Origin of the sequence: Nocardioides piscis (assembly GCF_011300215.1) — a bacterium.
Lineage (GTDB): Bacteria > Actinomycetota > Actinomycetes > Propionibacteriales > Nocardioidaceae > Nocardioides > Nocardioides piscis.
Genome location: NZ_CP049866.1, coordinates 1,865,377 through 1,887,836, shown reverse-complemented (window position 1 = coordinate 1,887,836; position 22,460 = coordinate 1,865,377). Strand labels below are relative to the sequence as shown.

Annotated in this window: 20 protein-coding genes; 7 read left to right on the top strand and 13 right to left on the bottom strand. The window is 70.9% G+C overall.

The features are described 5' to 3' along the window. Positions 1-6 precede the first annotated feature (6 nt). From mtrA to G7071_RS09255, 6 genes are all read right to left on the bottom strand, one after another. On the bottom strand, positions 7-705 hold the full coding sequence (mtrA, locus tag G7071_RS09280) for an MtrAB system response regulator MtrA (RefSeq protein WP_166317774.1): 699 nt from the start codon (positions 703-705) through the stop codon (positions 7-9). A gap of 15 nt (positions 706-720) precedes the next feature. Then, positions 721-2,148, bottom strand: coding sequence for an adenosylhomocysteinase (ahcY, locus tag G7071_RS09275; protein ID WP_166317771.1), 1,428 nt, complete (start codon positions 2,146-2,148; stop codon positions 721-723). Between the two features lie 129 nt (positions 2,149-2,277). Further along, positions 2,278-3,306: a DUF808 domain-containing protein gene (locus G7071_RS09270; protein WP_166317768.1), complete on the bottom strand. Its 1,029-nt coding sequence runs from the start codon at positions 3,304-3,306 to the stop codon at positions 2,278-2,280. Between the two features lie 47 nt (positions 3,307-3,353). Further along, positions 3,354-4,385 (bottom strand): SIS domain-containing protein, encoded by a 1,032-nt coding sequence (locus G7071_RS09265; RefSeq protein ID WP_166317765.1) that lies wholly within the window; start codon positions 4,383-4,385, stop codon positions 3,354-3,356. 12 nt (positions 4,386-4,397) lie between these two features. Continuing rightward, positions 4,398-4,562, bottom strand: a complete 165-nt coding sequence (locus G7071_RS09260; RefSeq protein ID WP_166317762.1) for a Trm112 family protein — start codon at positions 4,560-4,562, stop codon at positions 4,398-4,400. Then, the gene (locus tag G7071_RS09255) at positions 4,559-5,944 is read right to left on the bottom strand and encodes a phosphomannomutase/phosphoglucomutase (protein WP_166317759.1); all 1,386 of its coding nucleotides are present in this window, start codon (positions 5,942-5,944) and stop codon (positions 4,559-4,561) included. Before G7071_RS09255 ends, G7071_RS09260 begins: the two co-directional genes overlap by 4 nt. Positions 5,945-6,054: 110 nt before the next feature. Between G7071_RS09255 and G7071_RS09250 the strand changes: the two genes are divergently transcribed. Together G7071_RS09250 and G7071_RS09245 are read left to right on the top strand one after the other, a co-directional pair. Then, the gene (locus G7071_RS09250; protein ID WP_166317756.1) at positions 6,055-6,429 is read left to right on the top strand and encodes a hypothetical protein; all 375 of its coding nucleotides are present in this window, start codon (positions 6,055-6,057) and stop codon (positions 6,427-6,429) included. Between the two features lie 178 nt (positions 6,430-6,607). Beyond that, positions 6,608-7,414 (top strand): DUF222 domain-containing protein, encoded by an 807-nt coding sequence (locus tag G7071_RS09245; RefSeq protein ID WP_166317753.1) that lies wholly within the window; start codon positions 6,608-6,610, stop codon positions 7,412-7,414. Positions 7,415-8,148: 734 nt separating this feature from the next. On the opposite strand, the gene G7071_RS09240 is transcribed toward G7071_RS09245, so the two are convergent. Further along, positions 8,149-8,508 carry a DUF3499 domain-containing protein gene (locus G7071_RS09240; protein ID WP_166317750.1) on the bottom strand — a complete coding sequence of 120 codons (360 nt, stop codon included), beginning with the start codon at positions 8,506-8,508 and terminating at the stop codon, positions 8,149-8,151. Positions 8,509-8,558: 50 nt separating this feature from the next. On the opposite strand from G7071_RS09240, the gene G7071_RS09235 reads away from it, so the two are divergent. Further along, positions 8,559-8,984 (top strand): metallopeptidase family protein, encoded by a 426-nt coding sequence (locus G7071_RS09235; protein ID WP_166317747.1) that lies wholly within the window; start codon positions 8,559-8,561, stop codon positions 8,982-8,984. Positions 8,985-8,987: 3 nt separating this feature from the next. Here G7071_RS09235 and G7071_RS09230 read toward each other — a convergent pair whose 3' ends face one another. The 3 genes from G7071_RS09230 to G7071_RS09220 are packed head-to-tail and all read right to left on the bottom strand — an operon-like array spanning position 8,988 to position 13,563. Then, on the bottom strand, positions 8,988-10,382 hold the full coding sequence (locus tag G7071_RS09230) for a DUF5719 family protein (RefSeq protein WP_166317744.1): 1,395 nt from the start codon (positions 10,380-10,382) through the stop codon (positions 8,988-8,990). After that, positions 10,375-13,275: a glycosyltransferase family 2 protein gene (locus tag G7071_RS09225; RefSeq protein WP_166317741.1), complete on the bottom strand. Its 2,901-nt coding sequence runs from the start codon at positions 13,273-13,275 to the stop codon at positions 10,375-10,377. Before G7071_RS09225 ends, G7071_RS09230 begins: the two co-directional genes overlap by 8 nt. Positions 13,276-13,305: 30 nt before the next feature. After that, entirely contained in the window at positions 13,306-13,563 is a 258-nt protein-coding gene (locus G7071_RS09220; RefSeq protein WP_166317738.1) for a WhiB family transcriptional regulator, read from the bottom strand. A 194-nt stretch (positions 13,564-13,757) separates the two neighbouring features. Between G7071_RS09220 and cofD the strand changes: the two genes are divergently transcribed. The 3 genes from cofD (at position 13,758) to G7071_RS19180 (ending at position 16,481) form a co-directional block, all read left to right on the top strand. Then, positions 13,758-14,774 carry a 2-phospho-L-lactate transferase gene (gene cofD, locus G7071_RS09215; protein ID WP_166317735.1) on the top strand — a complete coding sequence of 339 codons (1,017 nt, stop codon included), beginning with the start codon at positions 13,758-13,760 and terminating at the stop codon, positions 14,772-14,774. A 26-nt stretch (positions 14,775-14,800) separates the two neighbouring features. Beyond that, positions 14,801-15,697 carry a coenzyme F420-0:L-glutamate ligase gene (cofE, locus tag G7071_RS09210; protein ID WP_246210595.1) on the top strand — a complete coding sequence of 299 codons (897 nt, stop codon included), beginning with the start codon at positions 14,801-14,803 and terminating at the stop codon, positions 15,695-15,697. A gap of 373 nt (positions 15,698-16,070) precedes the next feature. After that, on the top strand, positions 16,071-16,481 hold the full coding sequence (locus G7071_RS19180; RefSeq protein WP_246210594.1) for a DUF3105 domain-containing protein: 411 nt from the start codon (positions 16,071-16,073) through the stop codon (positions 16,479-16,481). Between the two features lie 16 nt (positions 16,482-16,497). Here G7071_RS19180 and G7071_RS09200 read toward each other — a convergent pair whose 3' ends face one another. Continuing rightward, a complete protein-coding gene (locus G7071_RS09200; protein ID WP_166317729.1) occupies positions 16,498-17,580 on the bottom strand; it encodes a mannose-1-phosphate guanylyltransferase in 1,083 nt (360 codons plus the stop codon). Positions 17,581-17,659: 79 nt separating this feature from the next. Here G7071_RS09200 and G7071_RS09195 point away from each other — a divergent pair, with 79 nt between their 5' ends. Beyond that, on the top strand, positions 17,660-18,376 hold the full coding sequence (locus G7071_RS09195) for a TIGR03089 family protein (protein WP_166317726.1): 717 nt from the start codon (positions 17,660-17,662) through the stop codon (positions 18,374-18,376). Positions 18,377-18,406: 30 nt separating this feature from the next. Here G7071_RS09195 and G7071_RS09190 read toward each other — a convergent pair whose 3' ends face one another. Both G7071_RS09190 and G7071_RS09185 read right to left on the bottom strand, forming a co-directional pair. Further along, positions 18,407-21,139: an FG-GAP-like repeat-containing protein gene (locus G7071_RS09190; protein ID WP_166317723.1), complete on the bottom strand. Its 2,733-nt coding sequence runs from the start codon at positions 21,137-21,139 to the stop codon at positions 18,407-18,409. Between the two features lie 295 nt (positions 21,140-21,434). Then, complete coding sequence (locus G7071_RS09185) at positions 21,435-22,397, bottom strand: hypothetical protein (protein ID WP_166317720.1); 963 nt, start codon at positions 22,395-22,397, stop codon at positions 21,435-21,437. Between the last annotated feature and the right edge of the window lie 63 nt (positions 22,398-22,460).

Here is a 22,460-nt window from a genome sequence, read left to right as displayed (position 1 = left end):
GGAGGCCTAGGAGGTGCCGGCCTTGTATCCCACGCCCCGGACCGTCACCACGATCTCTGGGTTCTCCGGGTCGTGCTCGACCTTGGACCGGAGCCGTTGCACGTGGACGTTGACCAGCCGGGTGTCAGCACTGTGGCGGTAGCCCCACACCTGCTCGAGCAGCACCTCACGGGTGAAGACCTGCCAGGGCTTGCGGGCCAGGCACACCAGGAGGTCGAACTCCAGGGGCGTGAGGTTGACCGGCTGCTCGTCGCGGGTCACCGAGTGCCCGGCGACGTCGATGGTGAGGTCGCCGATGTTCAGCGACTCCCCGGTCGGCGTGTCGTTGCGTCGCACGCGCGCACGGATCCGGGCGATGAGCTCCTTGGGCTTGAACGGCTTGACGACGTAGTCGTCGGCACCGGACTCCAGCCCCACGACCACGTCGATGGTGTCGCCCTTGGCCGTGAGCATGACGATCGGCACCCCCGACTCGGCGCGGATCTCCTTGCAGACGTCGATGCCGTCCTTGCCCGGCAGCATCAGGTCGAGGAGCACCAGGTCGGGCTTGAAGCTGCGGAAGGCCTCGAGAGCCTGGTCGCCACGGGTGACGACCCGGCTCTCGAAACCCTCCTGGCGCAGCACGATCGACAGCATCTCGGCCAGTGACGAGTCGTCGTCCACCACCAGCACGCTGCCCCTCGTGGGCTGCTCGGTCGGGCTCATGCAGGCAAGTCTGCCTCAGTACCGATACAGATCGGACTTGTACGGTCCGGCGACGTCGACGCCGAGGTAGGCAGCCTGCTCCTTGGTGAGCTCCGTCAGCTCGACCCCGAGGGCGTCGAGGTGCAGGCGAGCCACCTCCTCGTCGAGGTGCTTGGGCAGGACGTGCACGCCGAGGTCGTACTCGTCGGCCTTGGTGTAGAGCTCGATCTGCGCCAGCACCTGGTTGGTGAAGGAGTTCGACATCACGAACGACGGGTGGCCCGTGGCGTTGCCGAGGTTGAGCAGACGGCCCTCGGAGAGGACGATGACCTTCTTGCCGTCGGGGAAGATCCACTGGTGGACCTGCGGCTTGATCTCGTCCTTGACGATGCCGGGGATCTTGGCCAGGCCCGCCATGTTGATCTCGTTGTCGAAGTGGCCGATGTTGCCCACGATGGCCTGGTGCTTCATCTTGTGGAAGTGCTCGACCGTGATGATGTCGAAGTTGCCGGTCGTGGTGATGAAGATGTCGGCCGTCTCGACGACAGACTCGAGGCGCTTGACCTCATAGCCGTCCATCGCCGCCTGCAGCGCGCAGATGGGGTCGATCTCGGTGACGATGACGCGGGCGCCCTGGCCACGCAGCGACTCGGCCGAGCCCTTGCCGACGTCGCCGTAGCCGCACACGACAGCGACCTTGCCGCCGATCATCACGTCGGTCGCCCGGTTGAGACCGTCGATGAGCGAGTGGCGGCAGCCGTACTTGTTGTCGAACTTGGACTTGGTGACCGAGTCGTTGACGTTGATCGCCGGGAAGAGCAGGGTGCCGTCGCGGAACCGGTCGTAGAGGCGCAGCACACCGGTGGTGGTCTCCTCGGAGACGCCCTTGATGTCCTGGGCGATCTTGGTCCAGTGCTGCGGACGGGTCTCGACCGAGCGGGCCAGGACGCGCAGCACCTCCTTGAACTCCTCGTTGTCGGTGCTGTCCTGCGACGGCACGACACCGGTCTTCTCGAACTCGACACCCAGGTGCAGGAGCATCGTGATGTCGCCGCCGTCGTCGAGCAGGACGTTGGGGCCACCCTCGGCGAAGTCGAAGACCTTCTCGGCCTCGTCCCAGTACTCGGCCAGCGTCTCGCCCTTCCAGGCGAACACCGGGGTGCCGGCGGGGGCGTCGACGGTGCCGTCGCGACCGACGACGACCGCAGCGGCAGCGTGGTCCTGGGTGGAGAAGATGTTGCACGTGGCCCAGCGCACGTCGGCACCGAGCGCGGTGAGCGTCTCGATGAGGACGGCCGTCTGGATGGTCATGTGCAGCGAGCCGGCGATGCGGGCTCCGGCGAGCGGCTGGCTCGCCCCGAAGCGCTCACGCATGGCCATGAGTCCGGGCATCTCGTGCTCGGCGAGCTCGATCTCCTTGCGGCCGTACTCGGCCAGGCTGAGGTCGGCGACCTTGAAGTCCATCGTGTCTCCTGAGTTCAGTGGAGCGAGTCTGCGCCGCACATCTGTGCACCGTCGGGATCTCCCGCGCTGACCTTGAAAAGCGTAGGACGCGGCTCACAGATTCACAGAATCCTCGGCGCCCTGCTCGTCTCAGTGCGCGGCGGCCGGATCCTCGTCGTGCTTGGCCGTGCCGTGCCCGAACGGCAGGACGCTCAAGATCGCCACCACGAGGGCGCCGACCACGACACCGACCAGCGCGGAGAGCAGCGTGTTGACCAGCCAGCCGGCGACAGCACCCGCGGAGCCGAGAGCGTGGTGGGCGTCTTCCTCGAGGCTGTGCACGAGGGCGTACGGCGCGTGCAGCACGTCGGCGAACGTCCCGCTCAGCGACGTGGACAGCTCGTCGAGGCTGATCAGCAGGATGTGCCCGCCGACCCACAGCATGGCGGCCGTGCCGATCACCGAGATGACGGTGAGCACCTTGGGCATCGCCGTCACGAGGGCACGTCCGACCTTCTGCGCCAGGCTGGAGGCCTTGGTGGCGAGGTGGACGCCCACGTCGTCCATCTTGACCAGCAGCGCGACGAAGCCGTAGACGGCGATCGTGATGAAGATCGCCACCACGATGAGGATCGCGGCGCGGGTCACGAACCCGGCGTCGGGCTGGGAGTCGACGACCTCCTTGAGGGCGATCACCATGATCTCGGCCGAGAGGATGAAGTCGGTGCGGATGGCGTTGGCGATCGTGGTCTTCTCGTGCTCCGGGCTGAGCTGGCCGGTCGCGGTCAGCTGCTCCTCGGCCTCTGCCTCGTGGTCCTCGTGGCCGCTGATCTTCTCCCAGACCTTGTGGGCGCCCTCGTAGGCGAGGAAGGTGCCGCCGAAGATCAGCAGGATCGGCAGCAGCCAGGGCGCGAACTCGCTGAGCAGCAGCGCTGCGGGCAGGATGAAGAGCAGCTTGTTGCGCAGCGACCCGATCGCGATCTTCTTGATGATCGGCAGCTCGCGGTCGGCTGCGGACCCCTCGAGGAACTGTGGCGTCACGGCCGTGTCGTCCACGACGACGCCCGCGGCCTTGGCGCTCGCCCGGCCGGCAGCGACGCCGATGTCGTCGACCGAGGCGGCGGCCAGCTTGGCCATCGCGGCGACGTCGTCGAGGAGGGCGAACAGTCCTGCGGCCATCAGGCGGGCTCTCTCGCGTCGTTCACGCAGGTCACCCTATCGAGGTCTCAGTCCTCGACGAGCCCCACGCGGAGGTATTCGGCCGCGTAGGTGCCTTGGAGCACCAGCGAGGAATAGCGCGCCACCTCCGTCGGGGCCTGGGTCGTGAGCGTCTCGGTGCGCACGCCCCGGCTCGCGGCGGCGGCCTGGAGGCGTCCGCGCTGCTCGCGCACGACCGGATCCTCGGTCCCGTCGTCGAGCACCAGGAGCAGGGGACGCAGATCGCCACCGCCGTCGGCGAACGGGTCCTGGAAGACGTCTCGCGCCTTGGCAGCCTCGATCAGCGGCAGCAGGTGCTCGGCGTCACCGGCGACTGCTCCCCGACCGCTGGAGCGCCGGAAGGACTCCGCGACCCGACGGGCAGCACGTGCCGCGAGGACCGATCCGCCCCACACGACGGGCAGCGCGTCGGCCAGCGAGATCGCCAGCATCTTGGCGGGGTTGACCGCGAGGTCACGGTGGGGAGAGCAGGCCTGCGCGACCTCGTCCAGCGCCGTGGCGACGCTGTCGGCGTCGGCCTGCGGTCCCAGGTTGACCTGCGCGAGGTAGTCGAGCATCACGACGGCGGTGGCGAGCTGGTCGCCGGTGACGGTCGGCAGGATCGTCGTGTAGCGACCAGCGGCGTGCTCGGCGACCAGGGAGTCGGGCGGGCAGGCCACGACCACCTGGGCTCCGCGGCGTACGGCCTCCGCGACCGCGGACGCCGAGCCCGGGTCGGAGCCTCCGGGCGCCAGCATGACGACCAGGTCGAGGCTGCCGGCCCAGCCGGGAAGCGCCGGGGCGGGCCAGGCGACGAACGGGACCGGGCAGCGCGGCTCGAGCACCGCGCGGAGCAGTCGGGAGTCGGGTCCGGCCGCGATCACCGCTCGCGGCTGGGACATGGCCAGGTCGCGGGCGATCGCCTCGGCGGTCGCCGTCGCAGCGTCGTGCGACTCTCGCCGCACCCGCGCGCCACTCTCAGCCAGCGAGCGCAACCGGGCGTCGATGGCGGCCAGCGCCGACTCGTCGTCGAGCCGGGATTCGTCGAACCACGTCGCCATCGCCGTCCCCGCTCAGGCCGGCTTGCGGGCCTCGTCGACCAGCAGCACCGGGATGTCGTCGCGGACGGGGTAGGCCAGGCCGCACGCGGTGCAGACCAGCTCCTCGGCCTCCTGACGGAGGTCGCCGTGACAGTCGGGGCACACGATGATCTCGAGCAGCTCGGGGTGGATGTTCATGACTGCCTCCTGATGACAGCTAGTACGTCGTCGCGGACCCGCTCCATGGTGGCGGTGTCACTGCCTTCGGCGTTGAGCCGCAGCAGGGGTTCGGTGTTCGAGGGCCGGACGTTGAACCACCAGTCGTCGTGACTGACCGTGAGTCCGTCGAGCCGGTCGACGGTCACACCGTCGCCATCGGCGTACGTCGCCTCGAGCTCGTCGACGATGCTCGCCTGGTCGGTGACGGTGGAGTTGATCTCACCGCTGGTGACATAGCGCTCGTATTCGGCGAGCAGCCCGCTCAGGGGCTGGTCGGTCTCCGCCAGGGCCGCCATCGCGTGGAGCGCGGCGAGCATCCCGGAGTCGGCCTTCCAGAAGTCGCGGAAGTAGAAGTGTCCGCTGTGCTCGCCGCCGAAGATCGCGCCGGTCTCGGCCATCGTCGCCTTGATGTAGGAGTGGCCGACGCGGGTCCGGACCGGCTTGCCGCCCAGCTCGGTGACCAGCTCCGGCACCGACCGGCTCGTGATCAGGTTGTGGATGATCGTCGAGCCGGGCTCCTTGGCGAGCTCGCGTGCCGCGATCAGCCCGGTCAGGGTCGACGGCGAGACCGCCTCCCCTCGCTCGTCGACGAGGAAGCAGCGGTCGGCGTCGCCGTCGAAGGCCAGGCCGATGTCGGCCCCGGTCTCGAGGACCTTGGCCTGGAGGTCGTGCAGGTTCTCCGCCTCGATCGGGTTGGCCTCGTGGTTGGGGAAGGTGCCGTCGAGCTCGAAGTACATCGGCACCATCTCGGCCTGCTCGGTGCCGATCAGGTCGAAGACCGTCGGCGCGGTGAGACCGGCCATGCCGTTGCCCGCATCGACCACGACCTTGAGCTTGCGGCCCTCGACCGGGGCGAGCGAGAGGAGGTGAGCGGCGTAGGCCTCGAGCACGTCCTGCTCGCTGATGCTCCCCGCGGTGGCAGCCGGCTCGTGCCCGCCACGGATGACGACGTCGCGGATCTCGGCCAGGCCCGTGTCGGTGCCGATGGGCAGCGCACCTGCGCGGCACATCTTCATCCCGTTGTACTGGGCCGGGTTGTGGCTCGCGGTGAACATCACGCCCGCATGGTCGAGGTGACCGGAGGCGAAGTAGAGCTGGTCGGTCGACGCGAGGCCGATCATGACGACGTCGGCGCCGGCCGCGGTCGCACCGGCCGCGAAGGCGCTGGCCAGGCCCGGCGAGCTGGGCCGCATGTCATGGCCGACCACGATCGTCGGCGCACCGATCACCTCGACGAAGGCTGCGCCCGTCGCCTCGGCAAGGGCCTCGTCGAGCTGGTCCGGGACGGTGCCGCGGACGTCGTAGGCCTTGAAGATCGCGTTGAGGTTGTCTGGGTCCAGGGTGCTGGAGCTTGATGCCATGGGTGCAGCGTAGTCAGGACGCGCCCCTCGTGGGCCGTGGCACTGGTCGTCGGGGCCGCTACGCTCGCCGCCGCAGGACCGCAGACGCGGTCCCGGAGGGGGAGCCGAAGATGACTCAGCACAGCGTCGCCGACACCAGCATCCACGAGACAGGCCACGAGACCAACGTCGACCGTGGCGCCCGCACGCGGGGACTGCTCGGTCTCGTGCTGTCCTTCGTCGCCCTGATGGGTGGCGGGGTCCTCGCCAGCGGCCTCTTCTACGTCCTGCTCCACAGCGAGCAGACATCAGACCCGCAGCTGGAGATCCTCGTCCGGGCGGTGCCAACGGTCCTCCTGGGAGTCGTCGGCGCAGCCCTTGGCGTCTCGGTGGCCAGGTCAGCCGACGACGTGGCAGCGCCGTCGGGTCAGTGCGCGGTGTTCCTCGGACTGCTTGCGGTGCTGGTGGCCGTCGGGATCGGTGTCGTCGACGCCTCGTACGTCTAGGGACAACTGGTCGCGGGGCGTCGCACCGACTGCGCCCGGTGGTTGAGGAAGGCCGGAGGCCCGTCACGAAACCCTGGGTGCCCGGGCCGGGAAGACTTGTGGAAGTAGTTCTCCCCAGACCTTGGAACCAGGCCATTTCCGGGGTCTCGTTGTCGGTGGTCCCTGCTTGGCTTGTCCCATGGCATCGACCACCACATCCGCGACCGAGACCCTGCCGGACACCCCGGCCGAGGTGCTGGCCGCGCTGCGGACCGAGCAGGACGAACGGTCCGCGTCCGAGGTCAAGTCGATGCGGCTCGCAGCGCACTGGGTCGCCCTGCACCCCGCGTTGGACCCGGAGTTCGCCGGCGCGTGCTTCCAGTCGCCGAAGACACTCGCCGGTGAGGGGTCCCCGGTCATCGACGAGTTCTGCATCCCCGAGATGGCCACCAAGCTCGCCATGACCTGTGACGCGGTCGGGTCCTACCTCACCGACGTCATCGAGCTGGCCTACCGCCTGCCCAACCTGTGGGCCGGGATCCTCTCCGGCCACATCACCCCCTGGCGGGGACGGATGATCGCCCAGACGACCGTCGACCTCACCCAACAGGCCGCGGCGTTCGTCGACGAACAGACCGCGTGGTGTGCCAACCGCCTCACCCCCTCCCAGCTCCGCCGGTTGATCGACCACGCCCGTGTCCGGTTCATGCCCGACGCGGTCGCGAAGGAGCACGAGGAAGCCCAGGACCGGCGCCACGTCACCTTCGAATGCGACCAGGTGTCCTTCGACGGCACCATCCACCTCGAGGCAGACCTCGAGTCCCCGACGCCCTCGGGCTTGCCGAAGCCGTCACCGCCGGCGCCGAGCGGCTCGCGCGCCTGGGGTCCACCGACACCATCGACGGCCGTCGTGCCACCGCCCTCGGCGACCTCGCCCGCCACCAGCTCGCGTTCGGGTTCCCCGACGACGAAGAAGACGAGTCCCAGGAGTCCGGAGGTCTCGTGACAGGCCCTCGGCCTTCCTCGACCACCGGATGCCGGCCCCCGACCACGCAGGCCGTCCTGCACGCCCACCTCTCGGTCGACGCCCTCACCGCTGCCGGTGTGCGCGACGAGACCGGTCAGTGCCTCACCGGGTTCGTCGAACAAGCCGGCGGCAGGGTGCTCACCGCAGAGCAGATCCGCGCCTGGTGCGGACGCCCCGACGTGTCCGTCACCGTCAAACCCGTCCTCGACCTCCACGAGCGCCTCGAGACGTCCGGCTACGTCCCCACCCAGCGCATCCGCGACCACGTCATCGCCCGCGACCGCACCTGCGCATTCCCCTGGTGCGGACGCACCGCCCGTTCATGCGACCTCGACCACATCACCCCCTACGACCACGAACACCCCGAGCTCGGCGGAACCACGTCGACCGACAACCTCGCCCCGCCCTGCAGGCGACATCACCGCCTCAAGACCCACGGCCGCTGGCGCTATGAGATGACCACCCCCGGCGTCTTCGTCTGGACCAGCCCCCTCGGCGACGAGTTCCTCCGCGACCACACCGGCTCCCGGCCCGTCACCCCCACCGCCGACCCGCCGACCACTAGCCACACCGCCCCGCACCCCGCAGACCAACACCTGCGGGGTCACAGGCACGCCCGAGCTCAGCAGCCGGCGACTGCAGCGCGAGCCATCGCGAGCCGACTGGCGCCGGGCCGGGACCGAGGGACAGCTCGCCCCTGGAGTCGCGACACCTCAGTCCGAGCTGAAGACCCGGAGGTGTCCCCGCTTCTCTCCGCGCTGCGGGTCGTCGGTGGAGTGCAGCGGCGCTGGAGGCTCAGGCGGACGGGCAGCCTCTCGAACTGCATCGGCGAGCGCAAGCAGGTCGTCGGAGCTCGGGCCGCGGGCGGGCTTGTCGGACGCCAGGCGCAGCACCTCCCAGCCACGGGGGGCGGAGAGTCTCTCGCTGTGCGCGTCGCAGAGGTCGTAGGCGTGGGGTTCGGCGTATGTCGCCAGCGGGCCGAGGACGGCGATCTGCTCGGCGTACACATAGGTCAGCGTGTTGACGGCGCTGCGACCGCAGGCAGTGCGCGAACAGCGACGGGCGAGACTCACGTCCCAGACGCTACCCGCGCTGGGGCCCTGCGACCCTTAGGCTCGCGGCTGTGAGTCAGCGAACCCGATCGACGCGCGACCGGCGCGGTCGGGGCCAGCGCGGACCGGGGATCGTGCCGCGCGAGCCGGGTGTGCCGGAGCGGCCGACGCGGCGCGAGCGCTTCGACCGGCTCGTCCTGGCCATCGTCACCGAGATCGACGAGCGGTGGCAGCGTCAGCTCGGGCTGGTGGAATATGCCGTCGAGGACACTCCCCTGCTGCCCGAGGACTGGGGCGACGAGACAGTCCCGCTGTCCAGCCTCATCCGCGGCACGGGCGGTGACCCGACCCGGCTGGTGCTCTTCCGCCGCCCGATCGAGCACCGCTGCGAGTCCCGCTCGGAGCTCGAGGCGATGGTGCTGACCGTCATCGTGGAGCAGGTCGCCGAGCTGCTGGACCTGCCGCCCGAGGACGTCGACCCCCGCTACGGCACCTGAGGCTCAGCGCAGCGCCGGTCTGACGTCCGCGATCCGGCCGGTGAGGACCAGCTCGGTCAGCGGCAGCACGGAGAGACCGGGTGGGCCCGCCTCCAGGGCCACGACGGCGCCCGCGTCCTCCATCCGCACATCCACCACGGCACCGTCGGCGGGCAGCTTGACCCGGCTCGAGGTCCCGGGCGTCAGCTCGACTCGCTCGCGTGCGACCTCCTCGCCCTCCTCGTCGGTCACGACGTAGGTCGCCGCCCCGAGGGCATCGGCCCCTCCGAGCACCAGCCGGGTCGGGCCCTGGGGCAACGCCAGGGCTGCGCGACTCTCGACGAGCTGCCCGGCGACCGCGTGGGAGAGGTCGCCGTCGGCGAGGGTGCGCAGGGACGCGGTGACCGGCACGTTGGAGACCAGGCGCAACCCCGTGGCTCCGGCCGCCGCACGCCCGCCCAACAGGTCGGTGAGGTCGACGGTCTCGGTCGACATCGGCGCCACCCGGATCTCCTCGACGTCGGCCGGCGCGAACTCGCTCTCCTTGGTCACCACCTGCAGGTCCACCCGGGCCTCGTCGGCGCCGGGGTTGGCCACGACGAGCGTCCGGTCACCCGCTCGACCCCCCAGCCCCAGGAGGTATGCCGATGTGCTGGCCTCGCTCTGGGACGGCAGCCAGTCGCGGCTGCGGGCGCCGCGTCCGAGCTCGTCGACCTGGTCGACGACACTCGCGCCCAGCCGACCCCGCGAGACCAGCACCCGCACGGCCAGCTCGTCGCGGGTGGGCACCACCTCGGCCAGGTCGAAGCGCAGCGTTTCACCACCCGGCACCGTGACGCCCCGCAGGGCCGGGACCTCGACCGGGCCGGTGGGGCCGAGCACAGTCACGTCGGCGACCGCCGGGCCGCCGTCGGGGTTGACCAGCTCCAGGGTGGACGAGTGCTCGGGGGCGGCACCGACCCCGGTGAACCATTGCTCCGGCTGCGGTGCACGGCACAGTGTGGCCGCGGCGTCGCCGTACCTCGTCGCGATCAGGCCGGCCGCGAGGTCGCCCTGGGCCTGCGCGACGAACGAGCGGTCCACGCCCCGGCGACTGGTGCCGTCGACCTCGATGACGTCCTCGTCGGGGATGCGGCTGGTCACCTCGCCGGTCGCGCCGTCGGCGTTGGCCAGGGCGACCGTGCGCGACGCGTCGAGTGCGGCGGGGCAGACGAGGGTGGCGCTCACCAGCGGTGCGTCCGTCGGTGCACGGTCGACGACCGGGTCGACGAGTGGCCGGACCAGCGCGAGAGCGGCGATGGTGAGGATCGGCAGCACGATCGCGACGAGCTCGACCGGGCCCAGCCTGGCGCCGAGACGACGTCGCAGTCCCTGGTCGGGCAGCCGGGCGGCTCGACGGCCGGGCGTGCGCTCAGTCATCGCGACCCCTCCGAACGGTCGGCGCGGCAAGCACCAGCACCACCACGACGGCCAGTCCCTGGACGACCAGCAGCACGATGCGCAGGACGCTCGTGCGACTCTCCACGCCCTCGGCAGCAAGGGGCCGGTCCACCCGCCACGCGCGGGTCGACCTGTCCTCGGCACTGGCCTGGTCGAGACCCGGGGTCGCGTCGAGTCCGGCTGCGACCGCGCCGTCAGCGGGCGAGGGCAGCACGACGTATTCGACGCCGGCGTCACCGAGGGTCTTGACGACCCCGGAGGTCGGCGCCGAGACGAGTGCGCGCACGGCGGCATCGAACTCCCGGTCGACGTCGGCCAGGGCCAGGATCTCGTCCTCTCCGAGGGTGACCCCGTCGCCCCGGAGGACGCGGTAGTCGATGCCCTCGTCGACCGAGCCGCGCACCACCAGCACGCCGTGCTCGTCGCCGAGCTGCGCGCTCTGCTCCATGTAGGCCGGCACGACCGACGCCTCGACCGCCGTCAGCGTGTGGTCGTCGGCCACCAGCCACCACCCGAGTCCGCCCAGCGGCACGGCGATGCCCACGACCGCCAGCAGCCCGGCGACCAGTCGCTGCCACGCAGGCTGCGTGCGCGCGTCCTGCAGGTGCCGGATCACGGCCTCCGCACCGATCACCGTCGCCGTCACGGCCACGCCCTGCAGCACGACGACGAACAGGCCGAGGCTCGGCCGGACCTCGACCATCGGCAGGGGCAGCCGCACCCAGGCGAGGGCGGCCACGACCACCGCGGCGGCCAGGGCGAGCAGCCAGCACACCAGCACCGGCAGCCGGGTCGAGCGCGGCACGAGCGCCAGCACCGCGAGCACCCCGACCAGGGCGCCCAGCCACCAGGGGGCGCCGGCGTCGCCGAGGCGTCCGGTGAGCAGCCCCACGAAGTCCACGCGGTCGCCCGGCAGTCGCCCTGCTTCGAGCAGCAGGCCCGACGCGGAGCCGGTGGTCACCAGTGGCAGCAGCCACGGTGCGAGCAGCAGGGGTACGGCGACGAGGCTGGTCACCGGCGGCCCCCACACCGACCGGTCCTTGAGCAGGCGCGGCGCGACGACGACCGACGCGCCCAGCACGACGGTCCCCGCCAGCAGCGCGAACAGCCACACGCCGGGGACGAACGCCGCGCCGAGGGCCAGCAGCAGCGCCGTACGCCATGCAGCGCGCCAGCGGCCGTCGGGTTCGGGATCGGCGAAGCCGAGGGCGGCGCGCACCATCCAGGGCAGGAGTGCGGCGACCGCGACGGTGCCGAACCGCCCCTCGCCCCACGCGCCCGAGGTCGCCGGCACGAGTCCATAGGTGATGGCGCCCCAGACGTGCACCCAGCGGGGCAGGTCACGGGTGTCGACCAGGTGCCCGATCACCGTCAGCAACCGCCAGGCACCCCAGGCGCCGAGCGGCACGGCCAACAGCATCAGGGCCGAGACGACCAGGCCCGTGTTGGCGCCCAGCAGCGTGCCGAGCAGCGCGAACGGCAGCAGATAGGCAGGAGCCGGGACGTCGGTCCCGGTCCCGAGCGGATGGCGGGCCTCGATGTGCAGACGCCACCAGTCGGCCACCTCGGGCGGCACGGGGGACAGTGCCCCTCCGGTGACGGCGCCGAAGGCCGGCCGGGCCGCGACGATCGCCAACACCCCGAAGACCAGGAAGATCACCGTCACCGGGTTGGTGAGCCATCGGGCCCAGGGTCCCGGCTCGGCGAAGAACTCCTCGTCCTCGCCGGGTGTCGACCGCGGGCCGCCCGTGGCGGAATTCGAGACCGGGTCGGCGACCGCGAGCCGGGCTGCACGACGTCGCTCGGCGACGTCGGCGGCCTGGCTGGTCGCCGCAGAGAGCAGGTCGGTGACGAAGTCGAGGCCGTGACGGTAGGGAAGCCACCACGGCGCGAGCAGTCGTCGGACGTCCTGGGGCTGGTCGACCCCTGCACGGCTGCGCGCCTCGGCCCGAGCCCGTCGCGCGCTTCGTAGGTGACCGGGCCGCGAATAGACCGACAGCACGGCCGCCAGCTCGTCGAGCGCCTCCCCCACCGAGCGGACGACGAGGAAGCCGAGGACCCGCAGGATCGAGCCCAGGAACAGCCGCACCACCTGCCACGGCAGCCGCCGGCCCGACGCGTTGGCCAGCATGGTGAACAGGGCGGCCCGCCGCTCCTGGTAGTGCGTGTGACGACCCGTCAGCGGTGTTCGCCGGGTGCCGCGGTGGGCAGCCTCGGCGTGGAAGACCACCGCCTGGGGGATCACCACGGTCTGGTGCCCGGCCCGGGCGGCGCGCCAGCCGAAGTCGAGGTCGTTGCCGAAGATGGGCAGCTCGTCGTCGAAGCCGCCGAGGCCCTCCAGCACCGAGCGGCGCACGAGCATGCCCGCCGTGTTGACGGCCAGGACCTCGCGCGGCTCGTCGTGCTGGCCCTGGTCGTACTCCCCCCGCTCCAGCCCGGTCTCGCGGCGGCCGGTGCCGGTGATGGTCAGGCCGAGCTCGAGCAGTCGGCGCAGCGACGGCCACTCCCGGAGCTTGGGACCGAAGATGTCGGCCGCGGGGAAGACCTGCATCGCTGCGGTCAGGGCGAGCAACGCGTCCGGGTCGGGGGTCGAGTCGTCGTGGAGCAGCCAGATCCAGTCATCGTCCGAGACCGCCGGCGGCAGCGTCGCGAGGCCGGCACGGACGGCCTGCGGGAAGGTGGTGCCGCTCTCCACGGCGTGGACCGCACCGGAGCCCCAGGCCTCTCGGAGCAGGGCGGCACTGTCGTCTCGGCTGCCGGTGTCGACGGCGACGAAGGCGTCGGGAGCCAGGGACTGGGCGGCCACGCCGGCGAGCACCGTCGGCAACCACCGGGCACCGTCATGGCTGACGAGCAGGGCAGTGACGGTCACCGGAGCACCCTAACGAGGGGTGCCGCAGGGTCAGACGGCGCGCTTCTTGAGCTTGCGGCGCTCGCGCTCGGACAGCCCGCCCCAGATGCCGAACCGCTCGTCGTTCATCAGTGCGGACTCGAGGCAGTCGTCGCGCACCTCGCACGTCAGGCACACCTTCTTGGCCTCACGGGTGGATCCGCCCTTCTCCGGGAAGAAGGCCTCGGGGTCGGTCTGCGCGCAGAGCGCACGGTCCTGCCACCCCATGTCCTCGGCGTCTGGCTCGAGGAGAAACAGTTCTGCTCTCATGGCTCTCGCCCTTTCGACCCTTGGTGGTGCTGTGTGTGGTGCTGTGTGTCGTGCTGGGGTGTCGAACGGTGTGAACAACACTGTGGGAATTACATGCCTGTCGTACCCACGAAGTCAAGCCCGAATCTGGTATAGCCCGAACGGGCCATGGACGCGCGACAATCGGGCGGTGGCGAGTAGGGCAGGCTATCGCCATGCAGAAGATCACCGTCCTCTCCGGTGGCGTGGGCGGCGCCACGTTCCTCCAGGGCCTGCTCCACGGCATCGCCGCCGGGTCGTTGCCGGGAGTGGCGGCCGAGGCCGAGGTGACCGTCGTCGCCAACACGGCCGACGACATCTGGCTGCACGGGCTCAAGGTCTGCCCCGACCTGGACACGGTGATGTACACCCTCGGCGAGGGCATCGACGCCGAGCGCGGCTGGGGACGCAGCGAGGAGACGTGGAGCGCCAAGGAAGAGCTCGAGCGCTATGGCGTCGAGCCCACCTGGTTCGGGCTGGGCGATCGCGACATCGCCACCCACCTCGTCCGGACGCAGATGCTCGAGGCCGGTTATCCGCTCTCCGAGGTGACGCAGGCGTTGTGCCGGCGCTGGAGCTCCGCGCCGTCGTGGGGCGGGGTCACGCTGCTGCCGATGTCCGACGACCGGGTGGAGACGCACGTCGCCATCGCCGATGCCCAGGCGCCGAGCGGGAAGCGGGTCGTCCACTTCCAGGAATACTGGGTGCGCCTGCACGCCGAGGTCCCTGCGGAGGCTCTCGTGTTCGTCGGGCTGGCCGAGTCGACCCCGGGTCCCGGGGTCCTGGCTGCCATCGCCGAGGCCGACCTCGTGATCGTTCCGCCGTCCAACCCGGTCGTGTCGATCGGCACGATCGTGGGGGTGCCGGGCATCCGCGACGCGCTCCGGTCCACGGCCGCGCCCGTCGTCGGGCTCTCCCCCATCGTCGGCGACACCCACGTCCGCGGCATGGCGCACCAGATGCTGACCTGCATCGACGTGGAGGTCTCCGCGGCCGGCGTCGCCCGTCACTACGGAGCGCGTGCGCAGGGCGGGATCCTCGACGGTTGGCTGGTGGACGAGCGCGACGCCCACCACGTGGCCGCGGTCGAGGCCGCCGGGGTCGCGTGCGCCGCCGTACCCCTGATGATGGTCGACCCCGCAGCGACCGCAGTCATGGCGGCCGAGGCGATCCGGCTGGTCCGGCCCTCGTGACTCCCGCGGGTGGGCCCAGGCTCGAGGTGACGGCGCCCGAGGGCCTGCCCGAGATCACCGTCGACAGCGACCTCGCCGCACTGATCGTCGCCGCGGTCGACCTCCTCGACGGGGATGTCGTCGTGGTCACGAGCAAGGTCGTCAGCAAGGCGGAGGGGCGGGTGCGCACCGGCGACCGCGACTCGGCCCTCGCCGAGGAGACGCAGCGCGTCGTGGCTCGCCGCGGCACCACCACGATCGTCCGCAACCGGCTCGGCCTGACGATGGCCGCAGCCGGCATCGACGCCTCCAACGTCGCTGCGGGGTCGATCGTGCTGCTGCCGATCGACCCCGACGCGAGCGCTCGCACCCTGCGCCGCCGGATCCACGACCTCACCGGCACCGTCGTCGCCGTCGTCGTCACCGACACCGCCGGCCGCGCCTGGCGCGACGGCCAGACCGACATCGCGATCGGCGCCGCCGGTCTGCAGGTGGCCGTGGACCATGCGGGCCTGACCGACTCCTACGGCAACGAGCTCGCCGTCACGCTGCCGGCCGTCGCCGACGAGATCGCCTCCGCCGCCGACCTGGTCCGCGGCAAGCTCGGCGGTCGGCCGGTCGCGGTGCTGCGGGGGCGGGCCGACCTGGTGCTGCCGCTCGACGACGCCGGGCCGGGCGCGGCGTCGCTGGTCCGGCCTGACGGTGCCGACCTCTTCGGGTATGGCGCCCGCGAGGCCGTCGTCCGGGCACTGGCCGGGGACCTCGACGACCAGGCTGCCTTCGGTGCCCGGGCCGAGCGGGCCGAGCTGGCGCAGGCCCTGGCCCGGGTCCCCGCCGAACCCGCGTCCCGGGCGGCTGTCTGCTTCGCGCACGGCTGGACGCTCGAGGACTGGCAGGCCGCCCAACCGGACGGGGCTGGCGCATCCCCACCCCACACTCCGTAGACTCCCCGAGGCAGCGCGCCCCCGAGCCGAGGACACATACGTTGAGCAAGAAGGACAGGACCGACCGACAGGCGGTCATCGACTCCATCCGCAACAAGCAGAAGGGCGCCGAGAAGCGGCGCGGCTACGCCGTCGTGGGCGCGTGCGTCGTCATCGCCCTGCTCATCGTCGGAGCCGCGGCCTACAAGCCCATCAAGAACTGGGCCGACCTGCGCGGCTACGAGGGCAAGTCCCTGGACGAGATCGGCGCCGCCGCCAAGGACGCATGCAGCGAGATCACGACCAAGAAGGCCAACGGCGAGCAGGACCACGTGCCCCCGGGCACGCCGATCCAGTACGAGGACTCGCCCCCGCCTTCGGTCAGCACTACGACGTGTGGGACACGATCGACCGCAAGCTCTACACCACCGCCGACCGTCCCGACGTCGGCGAGCTCGTGCACAACCTCGAGCACGGCTACACCGTCCTCTGGTATGACGAGACCATCGCCGAGGACGAGTCGATGATGGACGACCTGCGTGGCATCGCCTCGAAGTTCGACGACGACGCCAACCTCCGCAACAAGTTCAAGGCGGTTCCGTGGACCTCCGACGACGGCGAGGCATTCCCCGGTGGCAAGCACGTGGCCATGACCCACTGGTCGGTGGGCGGCACCGCGGCAGCGGAGGGTGAGCAGAAGGCCGTCGGTGCCTTCCAGTACTGCGACGCCCCGAGCGGCGACGCGCTGGCGGAGTTCATGGAGAAGTACCCCTACACCGACTCCCCCGAACCGGGCGCGATCTGACGCAGCGCCCCAGCGCTCAGGTCAACGACTCGTGGCCGTCCTCCTTGAGGGCGGCCACGATCGATTTCACGTCCTGGGCCCGCGCAAGCGTGGTGACGAGGACGGCGTCGCCGGTGTCGACGACCACGACGTCCTCCAGCCCGACGACGGCGACCAACCGCCCGCTCGCGGGAACGACGAGACCTGAGGCGTCGACCGACCGCACCAGCTCACGCTGTCCCACCACGGCCACCGGGTCTTCGTCGGACACGAGCGCGTGGAGGGAGCCGAAGTCGCCGATGTCGTCCCACGCGAAGGCACCCGGAACGACCGCCACCCGACCCGCAGCCGCGGCCGGCTCGGCGACGGCGTGGTCCACGGCGATCTTCGGCAGCGTCGGCCAGACTTGCGCCAGCGTCGAGGGATCGGCCGCGATGCCGCGCAGGGCCGCGGCGAAGGCCTGGTCCTGCTCAGCCAGGAGGTCGAGCAGGACGCCCGGCCGGGCGACGAACATCCCGGCGTTCCAGCGATAGCCGCCGGCGACATAGACCGCTGCGACCTCCACCGTCGGTTTCTCGACGAACTCCTCCACGACGTTCGCACCGGGCACGTCTTCGAGCGACTCCCCGACGCGGATGTAGCCGAAGCCGGTCGCCGGGTGCGTCGGCTCGATCCCGATCGTCACCAACCAGCCCTCGCGTGCTGCTGCGACCGCCGTCGCAGCAGCAGCGTGGAACGCCTCGGTCGCCGGGATGACGTGATCGGCGGCGAAGGAGCCCATCACCGCGTCGGGGTCACGCACCTCGAGCAGGGCTGCCGCGAGGCCGATCGCCGCCATCGAGTCACGCGCCGACGGCTCGGCGACCAACGAGTCTGCCGGGAGCTCCGGCAGCTGGCGAGCCACCTCGTCGCGGTGCGCCTCGCCGGTGATAACCAGCATCCGCTCCTCGACCAGCGGCGCGAGCCGGTCCCTGGTCGCCTGGATGAGGGTGCGACCCTCGCCGGTCAGGTCGTGCAGGAACTTCGGGGACCCCTGGCGCGACAGTGGCCACAGACGGGTGCCGGCACCTCCCGCGGGGATCACGGCCCAGAAGTGCTCGAGTTCGGTCGGCTCGCTCATGGCGCGAGACTAGGCCACGTTCCCCGCCCCCGACCCAGTCGGTCTCGTGGCGTCCAGGACGGCCTCTACGCTGGCTCGCGTGACCACCTTCCCGGCCGTCCTGGCCCGACAGCTCCGGGGGGACTCGGCCCGCCCCCTGATCACCTTCTACGACCATCGGACGCAGGAGCGCGTCGAGCTGTCGGTGACGACGTATGCCAACTGGGTGGCCAAGACCGCCGGGCTGCTCGTGGAGGAGGCCGACCTCGAGCGGGGCATGCGACTTCGCATCGACCTGCCGACGCACTGGCTCGGTCCGGTGTTCCTCGGAGCGGCGTGGACGGTGGGGCTCGTGGTGACCACCGACGACGACCCCGACGCCGTCGTGTGTGGCCCCGACTCACTGGCCCACTGGGCCGACCGGGCCGACGACATCCCCGTCCTTGCCTGCAGCCTGCTGCCTCTCGGCGTGCGGTTCGCCGAACCGCTGCCGCCGGGGGTGCGCGACGTCGGCGTCGAGGTGTGGTCCCAGCCCGACGCGTTCACCGCCTTCGACCCCCCGGCCGGCGACGACCTCGCGCTCGACGCGGACGGCGAGCAGTCCACGCAGCGAGAGCTGATGGAGGCGGCCGCCGCCGGGAGTCTTCTCACCGACGGCGGCCGTCTCTTCTCGGCGACGAACCCGGCTTCCCCACCGGGAGTCGTCACCTTCACCGAACCGCTCGCTCGGAGCGGCTCGCTGGTCCTCGTGCGGCACCTCGACCCCGAGCGGTCGCCGTCGACGTACGACGCAGAACGCGCCACGCACCGCTGCTGACCGATCGACCGGGCTCGGCCGCCAGCCGGGTCACCCGGCCAGGTCGTAGGCCCCCAGTCCCTCGCCGATGAACCGCGGTCGCGCGACCCCGGAGGTGGTCCCCGCATAGAGATAGAGGGCGCCCGTCGTGGCCTTGCGGACGAGGTAGTCGCCGGTGCCCTTGGCCTTGATGTCGCTGACGGGGATCACCCAGTCGAAGCGGGTCAGGTCTGCAGGCAGCCCTGCCCGTGACACCGAGCGGCCGGCCACCTCGCGACTGGGTGCGAGGCCGGTCCCGGTGCCGGCCCACACCGACAACCGACCGTTGGTTCCGGTTCCGAGCAGGTCCGGGAAGCCGTCACCGGTCACGTCACCCACCGCCGTGACTCCCGAGATGGTTCCCCAGCCGGAGCCGATCTGCGTGGGTGCGGCCAGCTGACCCGCGTTGTTGCCGCGATAGAGCCACAGGATGCCGTCGGTCGAGCGGCTGATGACGTCGCCGGCACCGTCACGGTCCCAGTCACCGGCATTGATGAGCAGGTCGGAGCCGGCGAACGAGACGCCGGTGTCGATCGGTGCACCGATCTCGTAGGTGCCCTTGTTGGCGACGACCATCAGGCTGTTGCCCTTGACCCCGACGAGGTCCGGCGCGGCGTCGCCGACGAGGTTGCCCGCCGAGCTGAGCGACCGGAGCGAGCGCACGTTGGCCGTCGGTCCGACCGCCGGCGAGAAGCTGCCGTCCCCGTGGCCGAAGTGGACGAACACCTTGCCCTTGCGGTCACGTCCGACCAGGTCGCCGCGACCGTCGCTGTTGAAGTCCGCGCCCCCGGTGACCTGGGTGTAGCGCGACCAGGGACCGGCCACCTTGGAGCGTGAGCCGAAGCCACCTGTCCCGGTGCCGGAGAAGAGCTGGAGGGAGCCCTTGACGTGACGGACCACGAGGTCGGCCGTCCCGTCGCCGTTCTGGTCACCGACGCCGATGAACTGGGCGTAGTTGCCCATCCCCTTGCCGAGCACCGTTCGCTTGAAGCCGCCCTTGGCCGTGCCACGCAGGGTGACCAGCCGGCCCTTGTGCCTGGCGACGAGGTCATTGCGGGCGTCACCGTCGAGGTCGCCGACAGCGGCCAGCAGCGTGTGGTCCCGAGTCATCTTGACGACCTTGGAGGTCGCCCCGAACTTGCCTTCCCCGCTGCCGGGACGGACGCGCAGCACCCCCTTCCTGCTGGTGGAGACGAGGTCGATCACACCGTCCCCCGTCACGTCGGGACTGACGAGCACCTCGGGCCGGTTCGACCAGCCCTTGGTCGACACGGCGGTCGCCTTGCTGAAGGCGGTCAGCCCGCCGGTCGGCAGGATGAGGCCCTGGCCGTCGCTGGCTCGCCGTACGACCAGGTCGGGATAGGCGGCGCCCACGAGGTTCGACTGCGGAGCCGGGTCGCCGATCTCCAGCGGCGGTGTGGGAGCCGGCGCTGTGGGAGCAGCCGATCCCGCATAGCTGCGGATGGTGCCGATCTTGGCGTAGAGGAACTTGCCCGGACATGCGGTGCTCCCGGCGTCGCGGTGGCCGCTGATCGCCGGGAAGGTGGACCGCCCGATCTTCTGCGACATCGAGGACGGCGAGACGCCGTTGATCCCGAGCTTCCAGGCGAACAACGCGCCATACGCGCGCAGCATGACGTCGGGTGCGGCCACCACCTCGAAGTTGCCGATCGCCGACATGGCGAAGGAGTACTCGTTGTAGCCCAGGGTGTGTGCCCCGACGACGTTCTTGTCGACACCGCCGTAGCGGCCTTCCCAGATGCGGCCGAAGCGGTCGACGAGGAAGTTGTAGCCGATGTCGCTCCAGCCTCGCGACTTCACGTGGTAGGCGTAGATGCTGCGCATGATGCCCGGCACCTGGGCCTCTGTGTAGTCGTTGGCGTTGACCGTGTGGTGGACGAAGCCGCCGTTGACCGAGCCGTAGCGCAGGCTCGACTTGTCGCGCATCGCCTCGTTGGCGCCCCACTGGGCCCGGGAGAAGATCGTCGGCATGGCAGCGGCCCTGGCCGACTGCAGCGAGATCGCCTCATCGGCGTTCTCGCCGGTCCGCTCGCCGAACTCCTCGTCGTAGGACGCGCCGGCCGAGGTGCCCGCCGCGGGGGCCACCTTCTCGGTGTCCTGTGCCGTCCCCGGCTCGATCACGGCGAGCTTGAGGTCCGCGGGGAGTGCGTCGCTCTCGGCGCCGTCCACGACTGCCTTGACCTGGACTGCATCGACGTCACCGATGATCAGCGGGTCGGTGCCGGGACGGGCGCCCTGCGCCTCGGCGCTCGCCGGGTCGGGACCGTGGTCGTCGTGGAACTCGACCGTGTCCCAGTCACCCCAGGTGGCGCCCTCGCGCGTTCGGACCAGGACCTCGAGACCGTCCTCGTCGACCTGTTCTCCGGCCGCCCAGGTGACACCGACCGCGCCATAGCCGGTGACCGGCTGCGGGCGGCTGGTCACACGGTCGGTCGACACGGTGCTCGGCTGGACCGTCGTGCCCGCCAGCGCACGGGCGCTGCCCGACTCGTCGGTCAGCGCGACCTCGGTCACCTCGGCCTCGACCGGGGTCGTCGGCACGGTCGCCGAGCTGAGAGCACCGGTCGGCGCGACGGGCGCTGTCCCGACGAGCTCGCTGCCGGCACTGCCGGAGACGATGTCGAGGGAGAGCACGGCGGCCGCCGGGGTGAGGACGGCGAGGACCACACCGAGAGCCAGGAACTGCTGGCAAGCGGTGACGAGACGAGCCTGAACAGGTTGCATGAGGGGCTACTCCAGTGCGCGGGGAAGGTCACACGAGTAGCAAGGTTCACATCAGTCACACGCGTTTCGCTAGACTTCGCGAGTAACTACAAGCATGTAATTTCCAGTCGACACGCCGACGCGCGCTCGATTTGTCAAGTTTTCTGGCTGAAACGTACCCGAGTCGGCGCGCAGTGACCCCCGAGATGGCGCGAAATACCCGCCGAGTCGGCGCGGGACGCACGCCGAGTCGGCGCGCGACGCGTGCCGAGTCGGCGCGGATGGCATGTCGAGTCGGCGCGGACCACGCCGACCCTCAGAAGATGATGCGGCGTCGCCGTAAGGCGAAGGTCTCCTTGGCCCGTTCGTATGCCGCCTGCAACCGCACCTCGGCATCCTGCTCGGCCCCGAAGACGTGCGTGTGGTCCAGCAGCTCGATCTCGTAGCCGTGCCGCTCGGTGAGCTGACGAAGGCGAGCGGCATCCAGGCTCCGATCCGCGGACGAAGAGTGCCACCTGCGGCCTTGGTATTCGACGCCGAACAGCAGCTCCGGCAGGCCGAGATCGACCCTGCGGACGACCACGCCATCGCGCTCGATCGGGATCTGGGTCGCGGGCCAGGGAAGGTCCGCAGCGTGCCATCGACGACGAGTGGCGGACTCGCCGAAGGACTCCGAACCCGCGTCCACGATCGGTGCGAGCTGGCGAAGCTGCACGACACCCCGCTGGCCCTTGAGCCTGCCCACTCCCCTGACCAGCTCCTCGACCTCGAACGCCCCGAGCCGCGCCACCGAGTCCATCCCTGCCAGGGCGACGTCCGGCAGCTGGAGCCGTCCGAGGTCGAGCGCGGTCCGCAACGGTGTCGTGGTCAGGACGCCATGCACCTCCATCAGGTCGTCCGAGTCCACCGCTCGCTCCCCACTCACGCAGAGTCCGTTGCGCAGTCGCCCTGCGTCACTGGGCCGGAAGAACGACACGCGAGGCAGCAACACGTCCTCGTTCGGGGCCAACGTCATGTCCGCACCCAACAGCCAGCCGGCGCACCGGTCGGTGACGAAGCAGCCGGCCGGCATCACCAAGGACAGACAGGCGGCACGCAGGAGCAGGTCGTCGCGTACGGCGCTGGACACGTACACCGAGCGCAGTGGGCGCCGCACGACGCGCGCCCGGAGCAGGTCCGGGAGCCGCCTGTCGACCCGCGCGGCGCGGGCCTGGTGAATGGTGAAGGGTTGGTCGGGCGGCAGGGGCCAGCCGGTGGGCAGTCTGTGTTCGGTCAACATCACCGAGTCATGCCCGCGATGGGCGGCGTGCTCACCTCATCGGGTCAGCCTGTGGACAGGCGC

What these genes read in the sequence shown, in the direction of transcription:
- mtrA (WP_166317774.1), bottom strand. Translation starts at nt 705, where the DNA reads ATGAGCCCGACCGAGCAGCCCACGAGGGGCAGCGTGCTGGTGGTGGAC.
- ahcY (WP_166317771.1), bottom strand. Translation starts at nt 2,148, where the DNA reads ATGGACTTCAAGGTCGCCGACCTCAGCCTGGCCGAGTACGGCCGCAAG.
- G7071_RS09270 (WP_166317768.1), bottom strand. Translation starts at nt 3,306, where the DNA reads ATGGCCGCAGGACTGTTCGCCCTCCTCGACGACGTCGCCGCGATGGCC.
- G7071_RS09265 (WP_166317765.1), bottom strand. Translation starts at nt 4,385, where the DNA reads ATGGCGACGTGGTTCGACGAATCCCGGCTCGACGACGAGTCGGCGCTG.
- G7071_RS09260 (WP_166317762.1), bottom strand. Translation starts at nt 4,562, where the DNA reads ATGAACATCCACCCCGAGCTGCTCGAGATCATCGTGTGCCCCGACTGT.
- G7071_RS09255 (WP_166317759.1), bottom strand. Translation starts at nt 5,944, where the DNA reads ATGGCATCAAGCTCCAGCACCCTGGACCCAGACAACCTCAACGCGATC.
- G7071_RS09250 (WP_166317756.1), top strand. Translation starts at nt 6,055, where the DNA reads ATGACTCAGCACAGCGTCGCCGACACCAGCATCCACGAGACAGGCCAC.
- G7071_RS09245 (WP_166317753.1), top strand. Translation starts at nt 6,608, where the DNA reads ATGGCATCGACCACCACATCCGCGACCGAGACCCTGCCGGACACCCCG.
- G7071_RS09230 (WP_166317744.1), bottom strand. Translation starts at nt 10,382, where the DNA reads ATGACTGAGCGCACGCCCGGCCGTCGAGCCGCCCGGCTGCCCGACCAG.
- G7071_RS09220 (WP_166317738.1), bottom strand. Translation starts at nt 13,563, where the DNA reads ATGAGAGCAGAACTGTTTCTCCTCGAGCCAGACGCCGAGGACATGGGG.
- cofD (WP_166317735.1), top strand. Translation starts at nt 13,758, where the DNA reads ATGCAGAAGATCACCGTCCTCTCCGGTGGCGTGGGCGGCGCCACGTTC.
- G7071_RS09200 (WP_166317729.1), bottom strand. Translation starts at nt 17,580, where the DNA reads ATGAGCGAGCCGACCGAACTCGAGCACTTCTGGGCCGTGATCCCCGCG.
- G7071_RS09190 (WP_166317723.1), bottom strand. Translation starts at nt 21,139, where the DNA reads ATGCAACCTGTTCAGGCTCGTCTCGTCACCGCTTGCCAGCAGTTCCTG.
- G7071_RS09185 (WP_166317720.1), bottom strand. Translation starts at nt 22,397, where the DNA reads ATGTTGACCGAACACAGACTGCCCACCGGCTGGCCCCTGCCGCCCGAC.